Raw genomic sequence first — 18,500 nt, 5'->3', positions numbered from 1 at the left:
GTATCGGATGACTCCGATACGACCTCCGACCTGCGTAAACGCTGGTCGGGACGACAGGATTTGAACCTGCGACCCCTTGACCCCCAGTCAAGTGCGCTACCAAGCTGCGCCACGTCCCGATGCCCGTCTGACCTGGGGTTTCCCCCGGCCGAACGCGCATGAGAACAATACCGCACTTCGACCGGTGGTCACGAACCGCTTTCCGCGCCGCCAACGGGTCGCTCCGAGCGCGCCCCGGATTGCGATCCCGATCACACTTGACCTCAATCAAACTTGAGGTTGCACGGTGTGTGCCATGACAAACACAGCGGTCACCTCCGACCACGACGTCCAGAATCTGCACCGGCTGATGGCCCTGATGACGGGCGACGAGAAGCACGGGCCCGCCGCGACCTCCACGCTCGACGCGTTGTGGGTCCTCTACGACCGGGTACTGCGGGTCACGCCTGCGACCGTCGACGCGCCCAGCCGGGACCGCTTCCTGCTCTCCAAGGGCCACGGGCCCATGGCGTACTACGCCGTCCTCGCCGCCAAGGGCTTCTTCCCCGAGGAGTGGCTGCCGGGCTTCGGCTCGTACGACTCCCCTCTCGGCCATCACCCCGACCGGGTACTCGTACCGGGCGCCGAGATCGGCAGCGGATCGCTCGGGCACGGGCTGCCGCTGGCCGTGGGGACCACGCTCGGGCTGCGGGCCCGCGGGCTGACCGACCCGCGGGTGTGGGTGCTGATCGGGGACGCCGAGCTGGACGAGGGCAGCAACCACGAGGCCATCGCCTACGCCGGTCCCGCCGGGCTCGACCAGCTGCACACGCTGGTGATCGACAACTCCTCCGCGAGCTACGGCTGGCCGGGTGGGATCGCGTCCCGCTTCGAGGCCGCCGGATGGTCGGCCGAGACCGTCGACGGCCGGGACCACGAGGCCCTGTACGCCGCGTTCAGCGCACCGCATCCGGGGCGGGCACGGGCCGTCGTCGCCCGCGTCGAGCCCAAGAACGCCTGAACTCTCACATCTCAACAAGGGGACTTTGATCATGGACACCATGCGCGACCGGTTCATCTCCACGACGACGCGACTGCTGGACGAGGACCCGCGGCTCGCCCTCGTACTCGCCGAGATCAGCAGGGACGGCTTCATCCCGGCGGAGCGACGACACCGGGACCGGGTGATCAATGTGGGGATCCGGGAGCAACTGCTGCTCGGCGTGGGCGGCGGTATGGCGCTCACGGGGATGCGGCCGATCATGCACACGTTCGCCAGCTTCCTCGTCGAGCGCCCCTTCGAGCAGGTGAAGCTGGACCTCGGCCACCAGGGGGTGGGCGGGGTGCTGGTGAGCGCGGGCGGGTCGTACGACTGGCCGGCGGGAGGTTTCACCCATATGTCACCGGGCGATGTGGCCCTGCTTGACACCCTCGACGGCTGGACGGTCCATGTGCCGGGCCACCCGGACGAGGCCGAGGCACTGCTGCGGCAGGCGGCGGCCGGGGACGACCGGGTGTACGTACGACTGTCGCTGCAGTCCAACGCGCAGGCACTCCCGGTCGACGGTTCGAGGTTCCTCACGGTGCGCGAGGGGACCGGCGGGGTCGTGATCGCGGTCGGACCGATGCTGGACAACGTCCTCGCGGCGACGGAGGGGCTGGACGTGACGGTGCTGTACGCGACGACTGTGCGCCCCTTCGACGCGGCGACCCTCCGCACCGCGGTCGGCGCGGTGGGGGCGGCGGACGTCGTCCTGGTCGAGCCGTACCTGGCGGGCACGTCCACGACCGCCGCGAACGACGCCCTCGTGGACATCCCGCACCGGGTGCTCGGCCTGGGCGTGGCCCGCCAGGAATTGCGCCGCTACGGTCAGATGGACGAGCACCTGGCGGCGCACGGCCTGGACGCGCGGGGATTGAGGGAGCGGATCACGGCGTTTCTGCCGGGAGGTACGCGGTAGGGGTGTCCTGTCCAGCCCCGCCGGCGTTTGAGGTGCGGGGTCCGGGGCGGAGCCCCAGTTACGGGATGGGGGTACCTCCCACGGCCGCCAGACCGTGGGAGGAGGGCTGGGTGGGGGCAACGCCCGCCGCAGGAGCCACGCCCGCCAAGCCCGCCGCAGGCGACCCGCGCCGCCCGCCCCTCAAGGCGTCCGCGGACCCGCCAAGTCCGGATGCGCGTCCAACAACCTCCGCGGCACCGCCTGCCGCCACGAGTCGAGCAGGATCGCGTACAGCTCCTCGTCGTCCTCCAGCGCCCCCAACCGCACCCGCAACCACGCGTAGTTGTCGTCGTGCCCCGCCCGCATGAAGAACTTCTCCGGCTCCGAGGCGATCAGCTCATCCCGGTCCTCCTTCGGGCACTTCACACCCATCGCCCTGTCGTCGTCGTCGAGTGAGGCGAAGATCTTCCCCCCGCTCTCCAGACGGAACGTCGGCATGCCCCAGGCGAGCTTCTCCATCGCCCCGGGCAGCGAGAGCGCAAGTCTGCGTACGTCGTCGGCAGTGGCCATACGAAGACGGTACGACGCTGCACTGACACTCGCGGGGCCGCTGTCACAGCCGCCCCGCCGCTGCCACAGCCGGCGCTTCCGACCCATTGACCCCCTGTGGAGCGGGACCTACGCTGTGCGACGTATTCAGAAAGCGCTTTCTACATCGCGGTCCGCCCACAGCACCGGGAGCGCAATGAGTAGTCGAAGCAGCCGAAGAGGCCCAAGAGCTCGGCTCGGCCGAATAGTTCTCTCCCCCGTCACCGTCCTGACCACCCTGCTGGCGCTCGTCCTGGCACTCGCCGTCGCCTTACCGCCCCACGCCCAGGCAGCGTCCTTCCGCGTCCTGGTCTTCTCCAAGGTCACGAACTTCTACCACGACTCCATCCCCGCGGGGATCGACGCGATCAAGAAGCTCGGCAGCGAGAACGGCTTCGAGGTCGAAGCCACCGACGACGCCGCTGCGTTCAGCGACACGAACCTCGCACGCTTCCAGGCGATCGTCTTCAACAACACCAACTCCACGCCGGAGAAGGGCGATCTGCTCAACGCCGAGCAGCGCGCCGCGCTCCAGAAGTACATCCGGGCCGGCGGCGGATGGGTCGGTCTGCATGCCGCGTCCGCGAGCGAGCGCGACTGGGGCTGGTACGAGGGCCTGGTCGGCGCGATCTTCGACCAGCACCCCGCCGTGCAGACCGGGCGGATCAAGGTGCTCGACCACGCCCATCCCTCCACCATCGGGCTGCCCGAGCTCTGGGAGCGTACGGAGGAGTGGTACAACTGGCGCACCAATCCGACTGGAAAGGTGCACACCCTCGCCCAGATCAAGGTGCGGGACGGCGTCACCGGTCTCGACGAGGGTGTCGACCACCCGTGGTCCTGGTGCCAGAACTACGACGGCGGACGCTCCTGGTTCACCGCAGGCGGCCACGCCAAGTCCGCCTTCCAGGAAGAGGGTTTCCTCAAGCACATCCTCGGCGGAATCCAGTGGGCCGCGGGCAACAAGCCCGGCGACTGCACCGCGACCAGGACCGGTGCCTTCCAGCGCACTCCACTGGCCACGAGTGATCTCGCCGACCCCTTCGAGATCGCCGTCGCGCCCGACCGCCGGGTCTTCTTCATTCAGCGCACCGGCAAGGTCAAGGTGATCGACCAGCAGACGCTGAAGGTCACCACCGCGCTGGACTTCGCGTACACGCCCGAGATGACGAGCCAGTCCGACGGACTCCTCGGCCTCGCGCTCGACCCGGACTTCGGGAAGAACAACTGGCTCTATCTGCTGAACTCCGACAAGACCGAGAAACGCATCAACCTCTCCCGTTTCACGGTGACCGGCAATACGATCGCCCCCGCCTCCGAGAAGCGGCTGCTGGCCATCCCCACCTGGCGGGGCGAAGGCCGCGCCAACTCCCATATGGCCGGCTCGATCACCTTCGACAAGAGCGGCAATCTCTACGTCGCGACCGGCGACAACACCGATCCCTTCGCCTCGGACGGCTTCGCACCGATCGACGAGGGCGAGGGACGCCGCGCCTGGGACGCCCAGGGCACCGCGGGCAACACCAACGATTTGCGCGGCAAGATCCTGCGGATCACGCCCAAGGACGACGGTACGTACAGCGTCCCCGAGGGCAATCTCTTCGCACCCGGCACCGGGAAGACGCGCCCCGAGGTCTACGCGATGGGGATGCGCAACCCGTTCCGGATCACCACCGATCCGCTGAGCGGCGCGCTGCTGGTCGCTGACTACGGACCCGACGCCCGCGCCGCCAAGCCGGACCGCGGTCCCGAGGGCACCGTCGAGTACACCCGTATCACCAAGGCGGGCAACTTCGGCTGGCCGTACTGCATCGGCAACAACACCCCCTTCAACGACTACAACTTCACGACCAAGACCTCGGGCCCGAAGTTCGACTGCGCGAAGCTGGCCAACGACTCGCCCAACAACACGGGCCTGACCGAGCTGCCGCCCGCTCAGCCCGCCACGGTCTGGTACGCGTATTCCGCGTCCGCGGAGTTCCCCGAGCTGGGCACGGGCGGGGGCGGGCCGATGAGCGGCCCGGTCTACGACTACGACCCGGCGAACACCTACCGCACCAAGTTCCCCGAGTACTTCGAGGGGAAGTGGCTGAACTACGAACTGACCCGCGGATACTTCAAGTCCTTCTCCATCCAGCAGCACGACCAGACCTTCACCGACCCGCGGTTCGCGCCGGCGAAGGCGGGCGATCTGCAGTCGATCAACTCCATATTCGGCGACATGAAGTGGAACCAGCCCTTCGACGCCGACTTCGGACCCGACGGAGCGCTGTACGTCATCGACTTCGGGCTCGGCAGCGGTACCGGCCGGGGCGGCAGCAACGAGGGCTCGGGCATCTACCGCATCGACTACGTCGGCGACGGCCGGCTTCCCGACGCCAAGGTCACGGCCGCGCCCGACACGGGCTCGGTGCCGCTGACCGTGAAGTTCTCCAGCGCGGGCTCCGGACTGCCGGGCGGCAAGCCGGTGACGTACGCCTGGGACTTCGACGGGAACGGCACGACCGACTCGACCGAGGCGAACCCGACCCATGTCTACCGGACCAAGGGGCGCTTCACCGCCCGGCTCACGGTCAGCGGGCCCGGGGATCTGACGGGCCTCGCCGTCCAGGACATCACCGTCGGCAACACCCGGCCGGTGGTGACCGTTCAACAGCCCCCGAACGGCGGGATGTTCAGCTTCGGCGACACCATCCCCTTCACCATCAAGGTCACCGACAAGGAGGACGGGCGGCGGATCGACTGCTCACGGGTGGTCGTCCAGTCGCAGCTCGGCCATGACAGCCATCTGCACCCGCTGGACAACTACACCGGCTGCACGGGCGAGATCGTGACCGACGCGGGCGACAGCCACGGTCCCGGCCAGAATCTGTACTACGGGATCAGCGCCCAGTACGAGGACAAGGGCGCCCCGGGCGTGCCCGCGCTCACCGGATCCAGCTCGCTGACGCTGCGTACGACCTACCGCGAGGCCGAACACTTCACGGCCACGGGCGGCGCCCATGCAGGGGCGATCGTGGCGACCCGCGCCGACGCCTCGGGCGGGAAGCGGCTGGCCGAGATCGAGGACGGCGACTGGATCAGCTTCGATCCCGTGCATCTCAAGGGGATCGATTCGGTGACGGTCGGAGTGGCGTCGGGCGGGCTCGGCGGGGATGTCGAATTCCGCGCCGGTTCGCCGACGGGCCCACTGCTGGGCAAGGTGACGATCCCGAACACCGGGGACTGGGGCAATGTCGTCTCGCCGACGACCGCTTTGGTGAATCCGGGCGGGACCGTGAAGCTGTACGCGGTCTTCACAAATCCGCAGTGGTCCGCGGAGAAGCCGGACCTGTTCGCCCTGGACTGGCTGCACTTCAACGGGCGGGGCGTCGAGAAGCACCCGTCGACCAAGGTCTCGCTGACGGCGACACCTTCGACCGGGACGGCGCCGCTGGCCGTACAGCTGGCGAGCACGGTCAGGCCGCTGCCGGGCCGCACCATCGCCTCGCACCACTGGGACTTCGGCGACAACTCCAAGCCCACCGCTCCGGAGGGAGCGACGGCGGCGCACACCTATGCCCGCCCCGGTGCGTACACCGCCCACCTGACCGTCACCGACAACAACGGCGATACGACGTCCTCCTACGTCCGGATCACCGTGAGTTGAGAGGGGAGCAGACATGGACGGCACACGACGCGCGTTCCTGTGCACGGCCTTGGGCGCCGCCGCGGCGGCGGCAGCCATGAGCGGTACCGCGTCCGCCGCCGAGAGCGGCAGCTGCCGGCGGCGCATCCCGCCGTCCGGCCTCGGCATGCACCTCTACACGATGCGCACACCCCTGGCGCAGGACTTCAAGGGGACGCTCGCCCGCCTCTCCGAGATCGGGTACGCGACCGTCGGAGTCAGCGGCCGGCACGGCAACAGCGCGGCGGCGATCCGGAGCATGCTGGACGAGACCCGCCTCAAGGCGGTACTCGAACATGTCGGCTACGACATCGTCAGGGGCAGCGGTCTGCCCCAGGCGCTGGAGGACATCCATACGCTCGGCGCGCGGTGGATCGTGGTGCCGAGCCTGCCCGGGGCGATGCACAATCCGGCCGGATTCCGGGAAGCGGCAAGGGAGTTCAACAAGGCCGGGCTCGCCGCCCGCGAATCCGGTCTCGGGCCGCTGCTCTTCCACAACCACGGCCTCGATCACCAGGTCGTCGAGGGCGAGAATCTGTACGAGATCCTGCTTCAGGAGACCGACCCCGATCTGGTGGCCTTCGAGCTGGATCTGTACTGGGCGGCGAAGGGCGGGGCCGATCCACGCTCGCTCTTCGTGCGCGAGCCGCACCGCTTCCCCGCCCTGCACGTCAAGGACATGGCCCCGAACGGCGACTTCGCCGACGTCGGCTCCGGCATCCTCGACTTCCCGTCGATGTTCGACACGGCCCGAAAGGGCGGTGTGAAGCAGTGGCTGGTCGAACACGACTCGCCACCGGATCCGTTCGCGAGCGCGCTCACCAGTTACACGTACCTGTCGCGCCTCAGGTACTGAGGCGCGCGTTGCCTCGTCCGCCGTGCCCGGCGGATTTCCCCACTCCGCCCCACTCCCCCGCCGTCGGGAGGAGTGGGGCCGCACACCTCTATGTCAGGCGGTCTGCTCGATGTGCTCGAAGATGTCGGCGTCCGTCTCACGCTGCCACTCGGGCAGGGTGTCCCAGTCGGCGACGTAGCCCGGCTTCGGGTTCTCGATGTGCTTGTGGATCTGGGCGATCCAGCACGTCGCGACGAACCGGCCCTTCTGCTCCCGAGTGAGCTTGGCCGTGTGCCCGTCGCTGATCTGGATGAAGTCGCGCACCTGGACGCAGACGGCAGCGGCGGCCTGCCGCTCCCACTCCGGGGTCTCTCCCCACGGGGTGATGTAGCTGGGCTTCGGCTCGCCCGGGTAGTGCTGCTTCACGCCGGCGATCCACGCCTCACGGAAGATCCGGCCGTCGTCGCTCATGCAGTCGTCCTTGTCGTCAGGCGGCACCGGAAAGCGCCGAGATCTGGTGGTGTAGGTCTGAGACTCGTCCATCGCCCATCAGCGGGGCAAGGCGCGCCTGGAGCCCTTTGCGCTTCTTCCCGATGAAACCCGAGCCGGTCTGATCCGCAAGCGCGAGCGCGGCGTTGCTGTACTGCATGACGTGGTCGACGTCGCCCCGTTGGGCGCCGAGTGCTGCGAGTTGTGCCAGGACGGCCCCGCGGCGCCGCAGGGACAGTTTCTGTTCCAGGGCTGTCGTCAGCGCCTCTTCGGCGAGGTCGGGGCGGCCGAGTTGGAGGTAGCACGTTCCGCGTTCCTCTGCGAGCCGCGACCCGTCGAAGCGCAGCCACCCGCTGTTACGGTTCTCGTGCCCCAGGGCGTGCACCTGGTCGGCCAGTTCCAAGGCGCGCTTGCAGGAATCGAGGTCGCCGAGGCCGGCGTACGCCTCCGCCTGGACGGCTGCCACCCAGTACCGCGTGGACAGGTGACTGTCGCCTCTTCGGGCGACCTGCGAGGCGGCCGACAGTATGGGCGCAGCCACGGCGAACCGGCGTTCGTACAGCTCGATGAATGCATGGCGCGTCATCGCGCATGCCCACAGGTCGAAGCTCCCGGCCTCCTTCGCGGCACTGGCCGCGAGCATGTAGCAGTGAGCCGCCTCCGTGTACTGGTTGCCGTCGAAGAAGATCTCCCCGGCGAGCTGGTAGAGGTCTCCGACGAGTGTGCAGAGCTGCTTGCGTGATCCCTCGGTCTGGCTTTCCTCCAGGCCCTTGGCAAGGCGGCCAAGGTGCTGTTGCACCGGGGGGTAGACGGCCTGTTTTGAGTCCGACAGGGAGAAGACGCTCCAGAGCTGACGGTTCAGCTCAGGGCCCCTCTCGAGCAGCGAGGCGGCCATGCGCCCTCGAACGTTGGGCTCGACGTCGTCGCCCGGAAGTGTGATCAGCGCTCCGGTTATGGCAAGCAGGCCCAGGACATCGCGGCGCTTCATGTCGTCAGCATCACCAGGGGCTAGGAGGGCTTCGGGGGCCGCCGGACTGGCAGATGGGACATCGCAGTTCAGGAGGGTGTCGAGCTCTGAGGGGTTGACCTTCAGGAGCCTCGCGATCTTTGGCCGCTGGTAGGGCCGCGGTGTGCCCCTACCGTTCTCCCAGCGCACCACCGTAGAAGGAGCGACGCGGAGCAGTTCGGCGAACTCCTCTTGAGAGTAGCCCAGCGTTGTCCGCCGCTCCGCTAAGCGCCTGCGTCTGACCGTCATGACGACCTCACTCCCCGAAGGTATCGCCGCAGGTCAGGCCACTAATGCGTGCAAAATGCCTGGGAAACGCCTGAACTCCGCTCTGGGAGACGGTAACTGATCGTCGTTCACTGGTCACATGCTGCCGCACGGGCCAAGGTCCCCACGTCCGGCGGCAGCCCCCAAGAGCGGCGGCTCCCTCCCCACGTCCCCCGTCGGGCCGAAGCCGCCTTCCACCTCCAGTCTGAGGAGCAGTCCTCATGAGCACGCTCGACGCCTTCTTTCATGAGAGAGACCCGCGGATCGGTCACACGGTGCGCGATATCGCGTCCAAGGGCGAAGGCGAACTTACGGCCGTGGTCCACGAGAAGGTCAAGGACAAGTCGGGGAGCGAGCGGTACGTACGGGTGGCGTTCATCAAGTCGAAGTCCGGCATCGAGTGGTCGACCGCCGCCGATAACGTGACGGTGGTCCCGTGAAGCGCGGCTGCCCGCAGTGCGAGGCACTACGACGCGAGTACGCCAGGTGCGGCTGCAACCTCCCGGACCTCCTCCAGCGCGTGGCCCTGCACGAGGCCGTGGCCCACCCCCAGCGGACCACGAAGGGGGCGGCGAAAAAATGAGCTCCGGACGCCCCGCGGCCCCGCCGCCGTGCTGCGCCGGACACGAACTCGCCGCCCGCATAAGCGGCCACAGACTCCGCCTCCAGTCCTTCTTAGGCAGTCGGCGGGGAGGCGGCCGGCGTCCGTGGGTTTCCCCCGAGGTCGGCGGGCGCCCACACCACGCAGAACTCGAATCCGAACGAGAGGAGCCCACCGTGGACACTCACTCCGTTCCACTCGCTGAACCGAGCATCGACTGGACCGCGTTACGGAATTTCGCGATGCTGCGCGGTCAGCTCAGGGTCTCGCTGACCCCAAGGTGCAACCTCAAGTGCTGGTTCTGCCACAACGAGGGCGATGTCCCCCCGCCGTTCACACACCTGCACCGCGACGCGCAGCCTCGGCAGCGGGAGCTGACCGCCGAGGACTTCACGACCATCCTTCGCGAAATGATCCACGCGGGCCTCAAACGCTTGCACTTCACCGGCGGGGAACCCCTCGCCTCCCCACTCGCCCGGCCAGTGCTCACCAGCCTCCCCGCCGGGGCACCGGACGTGTCGTACACGCTCATCACCAACGGCACCCGCGTACGCACGCATCAGGACTGGCTCGCCGAGACCGGCCTGGACAAGGTAAAGGTGTCGCTGCACTACTTCTCCGACGAGTCGTTGCGCGCCATCGCCCACACCCGAGTCGGCATTGCCGCCGTGCTCGACGGCATCGAGGCGGCCCGCGAGATGTTCGAGCGCGTCGAGCTGAACACCCTGCTTCAGCGGGAGAACCAGCACGAAATCCGGCCCATCCTCGACTTCGCCCTGGACCGCCGCCTTCCCGTGCAGTTCATCGAGCTGGTGGACACCGACTTCAACTCCGACCGCCAGTCGTCGGCCGTCTCCGCCCAGGGCCTCATCGACTACCTGCGCACCCTCACCACCGAGGAACACAGCGAGATCGCCGGCGTCGGCCAGGGCCGCCGCGTTTTCCGCATCGACGGCATCGAAATCGACGTCATCCAGCGCGAACTCGGCCGCCATCACGTCGGCCAATGCGGCGCCTGCCCCGTACGAGCCCAATGCATCGAGGGGTTCTGGGCGCTGCGCCTCGACCACGCAGGCGGTGTCCAGCCCTGTCTCCTGCGCGACGACCTCCGCATGGACGTACGAGACCTCCTGGACCAGCCGGACCGCCTCGCCGAGGCCGTCGCCACCCACATCACCGCGTTCACCGAGGGGACCCTATGACCCTGCTGCGCGCCCCGTACGCCCCCGTCGACGACGATCTTCCCAAAGGGCGGTTGTACGTCCTCGAAGGCGTCTCCGGCATCGGCAAGTCGACGCTGACGGCGCTGCTCGCGAAGCGCCTGGACGCCACCACCCTGCACACCCTCCCCGAACCGCTGGCGTCCTGGTCGAGGACGATGAACATCGCCCTTCGGCCGCTGCCGCAGTTCGCCTTCTACCTCTCCGGCCTTCTGCACGCCTCAGACCTCATACGGGACGGACTCGGCCACGGCCACGTTGTCGCCGACCGCTACGCCTCCTCCGTCATCGCCTGCCACGCCGCCGTCCACGGCCTCGGCGTGGACCAAGTGACCGGACTCCTAGCCCCCTTCCGCCCCTACCTAGTCCCGCCCGCCCGCACCTTCTACCTGCGGGCAAGGGAGGACACGCTGCGCGAGCGGCTGCGGCACAAGACCGACACCAAGCAGGACGACACCGACCTGTTCACCGTCCCCGGCCGCCTCGCCGCGCTGCTCGCGCAGTTCGACACTGTGGCCGTGGGCGACCCGACCGCCGTCGTCCTCGACACCGACGACCACACCCCCGACGAACTCGCCGCCCAGGTCCTCAACACCCTGAGGGAGAGCGATGCTTAAGCCCATCGACGCGGAACGCGTCATCCGCGACCGGCAGGTCTCCGGCCGCTTCCCAGGCGACCTACACGAAGGTGTCGCCTGGTGGGTCGCGGCCTGCTTCGTCGCCGCCGCCAAGACTCACCGCATGGCGGTCGCCTACGACGGCCGCGAGTCCACCGAGCAGTTCCGCCGCCACTTCCACCAGGGCGCCATCAACGCCCAGCACTTCGCGTGCCACATCCACGACCTTGGCCAGGCCGACGAAACCCAGCTTCTCCACGCGATGAAGCACCTCGGCGCCCCGGGCGCCCACCTGTCCACGACGCCTGTCGACGACGTGCTGGTGGCCACCATCCGCCTGTACGAAGCGGACGGCGAACTCCTCGACGAAGACACCGGCCTCGCCCGCATCCGCGACATGATCGCCCGAGACCAGGTCCCCATCCCCGTCAACGCCGCCGCCAAGGGCCGGGTCGAAGACCACAGCGGACTCCTCATCACACTGGGAGGGGGCGCATGATCGACGCCGCCGAGATCATCCGCTCCGGCACGAGCATCCTCTTCGTGACGCTGGACTCCCTGCGCCACGACGTGGCCCGCGCCACCACCCACGCCGGACAGACACCGCGCCTGGCGGCATTCCTCCCCGGCGGCCAGTGGGAGGAACGGCGCGCCCTCGGCACCTTCACCCTCCCCGCCCACATCGCGTTCTTCTCCGGCTTCCTGCCCAAGCTCCCGCAGCCCGTCCAACCGCCGCGTTTGTGGGAGTGCCGCCCGCCGGCGTTCAAGACCATCGACCCAGGCACGTTCGTTTTCGACGCTTCGAACCTTCTCGAAGGGCTCGTCCAGCACGGCTACCGCACGGTGTGCGTCGGAGGCGTCACCTATTTCTCGCGGGAAACGCCACTCGGCTCCGTTCTCCCCGACATGTTCCAAGAGGACCACTGGCGGCCGGAATTCTGCTCGCACGAACTCGACTCCACCCGGCACCAGGTCGACCAGACCCTGGAGGTCGCCGACCGGTACGACGACCGCCCCTGCTCCTTTTCGTCAACGTCAGCGCCACCCACGTCCCCCACGGCCACTACCTCGACGAATCGACCGATACGTGGCGGTCCCAGAGCGCGGCCCTGGCTTACGCGGACGAACACCTCGGGCGGCTCCTCGACAGCCTTGTCAGCAGTGGCCGGTGGCTGGTCATCATGTGCGCCGACCATGGCGACGCCTTCGGAGAGGACGGCTACCACGGGCGCGGAATCGCCCACCCTGCTGTGATGAACGTGCCGTTCGCCGCAATGCTCCTGCCGTAGGGGCTACGCTCCGGGCCCATGGACGACACGTACGACCGTGGGCCCACACGCGACGCCTCCGTGGTAGTCGCACGAGACGACAGCGGCTTGGTGGCCATCCTGAGTGCAGACTTCCCCCAGCACCGCGGCGAGTACCTTTTCCTCCCCGGTGGCCGGCGCGAGGAGGGTGAAGCCCCCGAAGAATGCGCACAGCGCGAACTCCTCGAAGAAGCAGGCACCACCGCCACCTCCTGGCGCTCCCTCGGCTCGTACGCCATGACGCTGACCTCCACCGCCCGCATCCACCTCTTCCTGGCGGAGGGGCTGACTCGCGGGCCCCAGCGGCTCACCGAGACGGAACAGGACTTCAAGCTCATGTGGTGGCCCATGGCGGACGCCTTCCAGGCCGCCGAAGGCGGCCGTTTCCTCCTCCCCGGCGGCCCTCTCGCTCTGCTGCTCGCCGAACGAGCACTCAGGGGTTGACAACTGCTGACGGACCCCTGGACCGCTGGACGGGGTGCCGCGAGAAGCGGCTCCGTCCTGTAGACGAGAAGAAGGCCGTCACCCTCGGCGCCGGTCCCCAGCACGCCGCGCATGTCGACCCCGACGCCCCGCGCCTGATCGTCGAATGGGACGGCTTTGCGTGGCAGCCCTTGGGCGCGCGTACGGGGTCTGGGGGCTTGCCCCCCACGCGGCGGCATACGCAAATCGATACAGCGGGAAGGGCGGGAAGGGCAACATGCCGCCGCAGGCGACCCCCCACCGCCGGGCACGGCTAGTCGTTGGCGGATGCCGCGCCGAGCAAGCCGCGAATATGGCTCGTCGCCTCGCGGAACTCCGGCCGCCCCATCGTCTCCGTATAGTCGCGCTCCGCCGGCAGCCCCACCTCGATGATCTCGGTGATCGTGCCGGGCCGCGGGCTCATCACCACCACCCGGTCGGCGAGATAGCACGCCTCCGATATGGAGTGGGTGACCAGCAGCACGGTGGTGCCGGTCTCCCGCCAGATCCGGTTGAGCTCCATGTTCATCTGCTCACGGGTCAGCGCGTCCAGCGCCCCGAACGGCTCGTCCATCAGCAGCACCGGCGGCTCGTGCAGCAGCGCGCGGCACAGGGCCACCCGCTGCTGCATACCGCCGGACAGCTCGTACGGATAGGCGTCCTCGAAGCCCTCGAGCCCGGTCATGGCGATCAGTTGGTCAGCGCGCCTGCGGGCGAGCTCGCCGGGCATCTTCCGCATCTCGGCCTGCAGCAGGATGTTGCGCCGGGCCGAGCGCCACTCCAGCAGGGCCGCACGCTGGAATACGTATCCGATGTCGTGCCGCGGTCCGCGCACCCGCTCGCCGCTCAGACGGACATCGCCCGCGGAGGGCTTGAGCAGTCCGGCGACCAGTTTGAGCAGGGTGGACTTGCCGCAGCCGGACGGGCCGACGATGGCGACGAACTCCCCCGCGGCAACATCGAGCGAGACGCCGCTCAGCGCGGTGACATCGCGGTTCTTGGTGCGGAACCGGACGGCGACGTCGTCGAGGCCGACCGCCGCCGTGGGCCCCTGGCTGTCCTCGCTCGTCACTGCCCGCTCCCGCACCGTCGTGTCGTCGGCCATCGTCATCCCTTCAGTGCGGTGGCGCTGTCCCAGTAGTCCGTCACGGACTTGGGGCTCTTGACCAGGCCCGCCTCGGCGAAGACGTCGATGGTCTGCTGCCAGTCGGCGTCGGTGTTGACCCCGGGTGCCTTGCCCTGGGTCGCCTGGGTGTGCAGCAGCGTCAGCGTTGTCTTGAACTGCTCCGACAGGACCTCCTCGGGCGGGAGTTGCTCGCTGGCGCCCTGCATCGCGGCGACCGCGGGCTCGGGCGCCTTCTCGGCGGCGGCGAAGGACTCGCTGACCGCCTTCACCATGCGCGCCGCGATGTCCTTCTTGGCGGCGAGGTACTTCTGGCCCGTGATGAGGCCGTTGGAGTAGAAGTTGAGCCCGTTCTCCGAGAAGCGCAGATAGCCCACGTCCTTCTTGGCCTTGTTCTGCATCGTCGGGCCCTGGTCGCTGGCGTAACCGAGGAGCCCGTCCGTCTTGCCGGAGATCACCGCGGCGATCTTGCCCGCCGGGTCGGTGTTCTGGACCTTGACGTCGGATTCCTTGAGGTTGTTCTTCTTCAGGAAGATCGGGAACGTCTTGGAGAGCGCGTCGCCCGCGGTGCCCGCGATGGTCTTGCCCTTGAGGTCGGCGGGCGTCTTGATGCCCTTCGACTCGAAGAACTGCACAGAGGAGGGTGTGGTCTGCAGAAAGACGCCGAGGCTCTTGACCTTCACACCGGAGTCGACGCCGGAGAGCACGGCGGGGGTGTCGGCCCAGCCGAAGTCGGTCTGTCCCGCGCCGGTCGCCTGGACCGTCTTCTGCGAGCCCTGCCCGGCCTGGATGGTGAGGTCGATGCCGTGCTTCTCGAATATCTTCTGCTGCTTGCCGTAGTAGAACGGCGCGTGTTCGCCGTACGGATACCAGTTGAGGGTCAGCGTGACCTTGTCGAGTTTCTTGCCCGAGTCGCTGGTGGTCGTGTCCGAGCCGCCCTCACCACAGGCGGTGGCGACCATAAGCAGCGGAACGAGGCCGATCAGTACTCTGCGCGCAGTCATGGCTGGTCCTTCTCGTCAGCGTGGGTCGTGCCGGGGTCAGTAGGTGGTGGTGACACCCGCGTCCCGGCGGCTGGCGTGCCACGGGAGCAGGAGCTTCTCGGCGATCTCGACGAGGACGAAGAGGATCACACCGATCAGTGACATCACGAGCAGTCCCGCGAAGAGCATCGGGGTGTCGAGGTTTCCGTTGGCCTGGAGGATCACATAGCCGAGGCCTTCGTTGGCGCCGACGAACTCGCCGACGACCGCGCCGGTCACGGCGAGCGTGACGGCGACCTTGAGGCCGGAGAAGAGATGCGGCAGCGAGGCGGGGAAGCGGATCTTGAGGAAGGTCTGCCAGGGGCTGGCGCCCATGGTCGACGACAGCTGGAGCATCTCCGGGTCGACGGCCTTGAGTCCGGTCACCATCGAGATGACGACGGGGAAGAAGGCGATCAGTACGGCGATGAGGATCTTGGGCGCGATGCCGAAGCCGAGCCAGACGACGAACAGCGGGGCGATGGCGATCTTGGGCACGACCTGGGCGAAGAGCAGGATCGGATAGAGCGTTTTCTCGACGGTCGAGGAGTAGACCATGATCACCGCGGCGAACACGCCGACTCCGGCGGCGATGACGAAGCCGAGGAGTGTCTCGTAGGTGGTCACCCAGCTGTGCTGCCAGATGTAGTCGGTCTTCCCGGTGAGCACGTCCCGCGTCGCGCCGGGCGAGGGGACGAGATAGGGCTCGACCAGTTCGGCCGCGGCGATCACCCACCACGCGCCGAAGCAGACCAGGAGCAGGGCGACGGGCCGCCAGCTCTGCTCGATGGCCCGGACGGCGCGCTCCCCCGTTCCCGGTCGGTCTCGCCGGTCAACTCCCGCCACTTTCTGCGGTGTTGCCTTGATGGCGCTCTGGCTCACGGTCAACTCCTCTGGGCTTCGGAGCGGTTAAGAAGAGCTGTCTGGGATCCCGCTGTCTGGAAAACGCTTTCAGAAAGCGCTTTCTGATAAGGTGTCGCCACGCTAATGACTGCCTGTACGCACGGTCAATAGGTCGTCCCGAAGTTTCGGGAGGTGCAGTGAGTGAACGGCAAGCAACACCGGCCCATGTGACGCTGGACGTCGTCGCCCGCCGAGCGGGGGTCTCCCTGGCCACGGCGTCCAGAGCGCTCAACGGCACCACCCGGGTCCGCGAGGATCTGCGTCAGCGCGTGCGCGCGGCGGCCGATCTGCTCAGCTATATCCCCAACGCCCATGCCCAGGCGCTCGCCAGCGCCTCCAACAACACCGTGGGGCTCATCTGCCACGACGTCGGCGATCCCTACTTCGCCGCCATCGCGGGCGGGGTCATGCGGGCCGCCGCCGAGCAGGAGCTGCTCGTCATGCTGGCGAGCACCTTCCGCGAACCGGCGCGGGAGATCGCGTACGTCTCCACCCTGCGCGCCCAGCGGGCCCGCGCGATCCTGCTGATCGGCTCGGGCTTCCAGGACCGGGCCTGGGAGCGGGCGATGGCGGCGGAGCTCGAGCCGTATGTGCGCGCGGGCGGGCGGGTCGCGGTCGTCAGCCGGCACCGCAGCCTGCGGGTGGATGCCGTACTTCCCGAGAACCGGGCGGGGGCGGCGGCACTGGCGCGCGCCCTACTGGCCCTCGGGCACCGGGAGTTCGCGGTGCTCAGCGGGCCGCCCGAGCTGACCACCGTCTCCGACCGGCTGGCCGGATTCCGGGAAGGGCTGGCCGAAGCGGGGATCGCGCTGGCCTCTGAGCGGGTCGTGCGCGGCGCGTTCACACGGGACGGCGGGTATGCGGCGGCCCGTGAGCTGCTCACCCGGTCCACCAGGCCCACCTGTGTGTTCGCGGTGACCGACGTGATGGCCGTGGGCGCGCTGGCGGCCTTCCGGGAGGAAGGCGTCCGGGTGCCCTATGACGTCTCCCTCGCGGGCTTCGACGACATCCCTCTCGTACGGGAGCTCTCCCCGCCGCTCACCACCGTCGCCCTGCCGCTCACGGCCATGGGGCAGGACGTCATGGCCCTCGCCCTGCGCGAGCCGCGCGGGCCCCGCTCGCGGGTGCTGCGGGTCGGTGGCGAGGTCGTCCTGCGCGCCAGTGTCGCACCGCCTCCGCCCGAGTCCCGTGCGGACTCCCTTACGGAAAGGACCTGTTGATGAAGTTCGAGTCGATGAGGATCGAGCGCATCGAGACCTTCGCGGTCGCCCTGCCCACCCGCCGCTCCTTCGGCGTCTCGGGCGGCGCGGTGGCCGTCGCCGGGCAGCCGTCACTCCGGATCCTGGTGAAGGTCAGCGCGGACGGGGTGCACGGCTGGGGCGAGGCCACGCCCATCCCTGCCTGGACGTACGAGACCGCCGAGTCCATCGTCACCACCATCGACCGCTATCTCGCCCCGGCGGTCATCGGCATGCCCGCGTGGAATCTGGACGCCGTGGACAGCGCCTTCGACCGGGCGGTCAACCGCGGGTTCACCATTGGCGCGCCGCTGGCCAAGAGCGCGGTGGATGTGGCGCTGCACGATCTGCTGGGGCGGGCCGCCGGGGTTCCGGTGGGTGTGCTGTGGGGTCAACGGCGGTCGGAGGCCATCGAGTTGGGGTGGATCGTCTCCGGGCAGTCGCCCGCCGAGGTGGGCGACAGCGTGGCCGAGGGGGCGGACGCCGGATACCGGGCGTTCAAGGTCAAGATCGGGCTGCACGACGAGGACACCGACGCCGCCGTGGTGGCCGCGGTGCGCGAGCATGCGCCGGGTGCGCCGGTCTGGGTGGATGCCAACCAGGCGTACACCGTGGATGCCGCGCTGCGTATGGCGCGACGGCTGGACGCGATCGGGATCACTGCCTTCGAGCAGCCTCTGCCCGCCAATGACATCGCGGGGCTGCGGCGGCTGCGCGAGCACTCCCCCGTACCGGTGGCGCTCGACGAGAGCTTGCGGCACCCCACGGATCTCGCGACGTTCGTCCGGCTGGAGGCGGTCGATGTGGCGATCGCCAAGGTGCAGCGCAGCGGCGGGCTCACGCTGTCGCGGAGGCTGTGCTCGCTGGCCGAGGACTGCGGGGTACGGCTGATGGGCTCGGGGCTGACCGATTCCGATCTGGGCCTGGCCGCCTCGCTGCATCTGTTCGCCGCGTACGGGATCGACACCCCGGTCGATCTCAATGGCCGGCAGTTCATCGACTCCCCTTACGCGGGCGAGACGGTACGGGTGGTGAACGGCGTCGCCGAGGTGCCCGAGGGGCCGGGGCTCGGGGTCGAGGTGGACGAGACGGTGGTGCGGGAGTTGGCCGTCGATGTGCTGGAGCACCGCTGACAGCAGCGCGCGTCGGGCGCGCGAGGAACCCGATGAGACTGTTCCTGTCGCTCTGGGCGACAGCATGCACATCAATCAGGCAAGGGCGCATCTCGCCGACGGG

At 68.6% G+C, this 18,500-nt stretch carries 19 protein-coding genes, 1 tRNA gene and 1 pseudogene; 13 read left to right on the top strand and 8 right to left on the bottom strand.

The features are described from left to right. Positions 1–42: 42 nt before the first annotated feature. Positions 43–119: transfer RNA gene (locus tag ABZS64_RS32500), tRNA-Pro, on the bottom strand. A 176-nt stretch (positions 120–295) separates the two neighbouring features. On the opposite strand from ABZS64_RS32500, the gene ABZS64_RS32495 reads away from it, so the two are divergent. Both ABZS64_RS32495 and ABZS64_RS32490 read left to right on the top strand, forming a co-directional pair. Beyond that, the gene (locus ABZS64_RS32495; RefSeq protein WP_355837466.1) at positions 296–1,000 is read left to right on the top strand and encodes a transketolase; all 705 of its coding nucleotides are present in this window, start codon (positions 296–298) and stop codon (positions 998–1,000) included. A gap of 31 nt (positions 1,001–1,031) precedes the next feature. Continuing rightward, the gene (locus tag ABZS64_RS32490; protein WP_355837464.1) at positions 1,032–1,940 is read left to right on the top strand and encodes a transketolase; all 909 of its coding nucleotides are present in this window, start codon (positions 1,032–1,034) and stop codon (positions 1,938–1,940) included. Between the two features lie 180 nt (positions 1,941–2,120). Here the strand turns inward: ABZS64_RS32490 and ABZS64_RS32485 are convergent, their stop codons facing one another. After that, positions 2,121–2,489, bottom strand: coding sequence for an MmcQ/YjbR family DNA-binding protein (locus ABZS64_RS32485; RefSeq protein ID WP_355837462.1), 369 nt, complete (start codon positions 2,487–2,489; stop codon positions 2,121–2,123). A gap of 175 nt (positions 2,490–2,664) precedes the next feature. On the opposite strand from ABZS64_RS32485, the gene ABZS64_RS32480 reads away from it, so the two are divergent. Together ABZS64_RS32480 and ABZS64_RS32475 are read left to right on the top strand one after the other, a co-directional pair. Beyond that, the gene (locus tag ABZS64_RS32480) at positions 2,665–6,156 is read left to right on the top strand and encodes a ThuA domain-containing protein (protein WP_355837460.1); all 3,492 of its coding nucleotides are present in this window, start codon (positions 2,665–2,667) and stop codon (positions 6,154–6,156) included. 13 nt (positions 6,157–6,169) lie between these two features. Beyond that, positions 6,170–7,030 (top strand): sugar phosphate isomerase/epimerase, encoded by an 861-nt coding sequence (locus tag ABZS64_RS32475; protein WP_355837458.1) that lies wholly within the window; start codon positions 6,170–6,172, stop codon positions 7,028–7,030. 93 nt (positions 7,031–7,123) lie between these two features. Here the strand turns inward: ABZS64_RS32475 and ABZS64_RS32470 are convergent, their stop codons facing one another. The 3 genes and pseudogenes from ABZS64_RS32470 to ABZS64_RS32460 form a co-directional block, all read right to left on the bottom strand. Then, a complete protein-coding gene (locus tag ABZS64_RS32470) occupies positions 7,124–7,480 on the bottom strand; it encodes a hypothetical protein (RefSeq protein WP_355837456.1) in 357 nt (118 codons plus the stop codon). Between the two features lie 16 nt (positions 7,481–7,496). Continuing rightward, complete coding sequence (locus ABZS64_RS32465; RefSeq protein WP_355837492.1) at positions 7,497–8,486, bottom strand: transcriptional regulator; 990 nt, start codon at positions 8,484–8,486, stop codon at positions 7,497–7,499. Between the two features lie 84 nt (positions 8,487–8,570). Then, positions 8,571–8,753, bottom strand: a pseudogene (locus ABZS64_RS32460) (helix-turn-helix transcriptional regulator); the annotation flags it as partial. A gap of 239 nt (positions 8,754–8,992) precedes the next feature. On the opposite strand from ABZS64_RS32460, the gene ABZS64_RS32455 reads away from it, so the two are divergent. The 7 genes from ABZS64_RS32455 to ABZS64_RS32425 all read left to right on the top strand — a co-directional run bounded on the left by ABZS64_RS32455 (position 8,993) and on the right by ABZS64_RS32425 (position 13,256). Next, the gene (locus ABZS64_RS32455) at positions 8,993–9,211 is read left to right on the top strand and encodes a hypothetical protein (RefSeq protein WP_355837454.1); all 219 of its coding nucleotides are present in this window, start codon (positions 8,993–8,995) and stop codon (positions 9,209–9,211) included. Between the two features lie 337 nt (positions 9,212–9,548). After that, complete coding sequence (locus ABZS64_RS32450; RefSeq protein ID WP_355837452.1) at positions 9,549–10,574, top strand: radical SAM protein; 1,026 nt, start codon at positions 9,549–9,551, stop codon at positions 10,572–10,574. Further along, positions 10,571–11,209, top strand: a complete 639-nt coding sequence (locus ABZS64_RS32445; protein WP_355837450.1) for a thymidylate kinase — start codon at positions 10,571–10,573, stop codon at positions 11,207–11,209. Before ABZS64_RS32450 ends, ABZS64_RS32445 begins: the two co-directional genes overlap by 4 nt. Further along, the gene (locus ABZS64_RS32440; protein ID WP_355837448.1) at positions 11,202–11,708 is read left to right on the top strand and encodes a hypothetical protein; all 507 of its coding nucleotides are present in this window, start codon (positions 11,202–11,204) and stop codon (positions 11,706–11,708) included. The genes ABZS64_RS32445 and ABZS64_RS32440 overlap by 8 nt, the downstream gene beginning before the upstream one ends. Continuing rightward, positions 11,705–12,463 (top strand): hypothetical protein, encoded by a 759-nt coding sequence (locus ABZS64_RS32435; RefSeq protein WP_355837446.1) that lies wholly within the window; start codon positions 11,705–11,707, stop codon positions 12,461–12,463. Before ABZS64_RS32440 ends, ABZS64_RS32435 begins: the two co-directional genes overlap by 4 nt. 53 nt (positions 12,464–12,516) lie before the next feature. Further along, entirely contained in the window at positions 12,517–12,960 is a 444-nt protein-coding gene (locus tag ABZS64_RS32430; RefSeq protein ID WP_355837444.1) for an NUDIX hydrolase, read from the top strand. Next, positions 12,855–13,256 (top strand): DUF6087 family protein, encoded by a 402-nt coding sequence (locus tag ABZS64_RS32425; RefSeq protein WP_355837442.1) that lies wholly within the window; start codon positions 12,855–12,857, stop codon positions 13,254–13,256. The genes ABZS64_RS32430 and ABZS64_RS32425 overlap by 106 nt, the downstream gene beginning before the upstream one ends. Here the strand turns inward: ABZS64_RS32425 and ABZS64_RS32420 are convergent. The 3 genes from ABZS64_RS32420 to ABZS64_RS32410 are packed head-to-tail and all read right to left on the bottom strand — an operon-like array spanning position 13,253 to position 16,005. Further along, positions 13,253–14,083: an ABC transporter ATP-binding protein gene (locus ABZS64_RS32420; RefSeq protein ID WP_355837440.1), complete on the bottom strand. Its 831-nt coding sequence runs from the start codon at positions 14,081–14,083 to the stop codon at positions 13,253–13,255. The two genes, ABZS64_RS32425 and ABZS64_RS32420, sit on opposite strands and share 4 nt — an antisense overlap. Before the next feature lie 2 nt (positions 14,084–14,085). Beyond that, complete coding sequence (locus ABZS64_RS32415; protein WP_355837438.1) at positions 14,086–15,105, bottom strand: ABC transporter substrate-binding protein; 1,020 nt, start codon at positions 15,103–15,105, stop codon at positions 14,086–14,088. A 36-nt stretch (positions 15,106–15,141) separates the two neighbouring features. Continuing rightward, positions 15,142–16,005: an ABC transporter permease gene (locus ABZS64_RS32410; RefSeq protein WP_355837436.1), complete on the bottom strand. Its 864-nt coding sequence runs from the start codon at positions 16,003–16,005 to the stop codon at positions 15,142–15,144. A gap of 188 nt (positions 16,006–16,193) precedes the next feature. Between ABZS64_RS32410 and ABZS64_RS32405 the strand changes: the two genes are divergently transcribed. Both ABZS64_RS32405 and ABZS64_RS32400 read left to right on the top strand, forming a co-directional pair. After that, entirely contained in the window at positions 16,194–17,246 is a 1,053-nt protein-coding gene (locus ABZS64_RS32405; RefSeq protein ID WP_355837490.1) for a LacI family DNA-binding transcriptional regulator, read from the top strand. After that, positions 17,246–18,397: an enolase C-terminal domain-like protein gene (locus ABZS64_RS32400; RefSeq protein ID WP_355837434.1), complete on the top strand. Its 1,152-nt coding sequence runs from the start codon at positions 17,246–17,248 to the stop codon at positions 18,395–18,397. Before ABZS64_RS32405 ends, ABZS64_RS32400 begins: the two co-directional genes overlap by 1 nt. The last annotated feature ends 103 nt before the right edge of the window (positions 18,398–18,500 follow it).

This window comes from Streptomyces sp. NPDC005408, from assembly GCF_040606445.1.
Taxonomy (GTDB): domain Bacteria; phylum Actinomycetota; class Actinomycetes; order Streptomycetales; family Streptomycetaceae; genus Streptomyces.
Note: the sequence above shows the minus strand (reverse complement) of the source record. Positions and strands in the feature narration are given on the sequence as shown.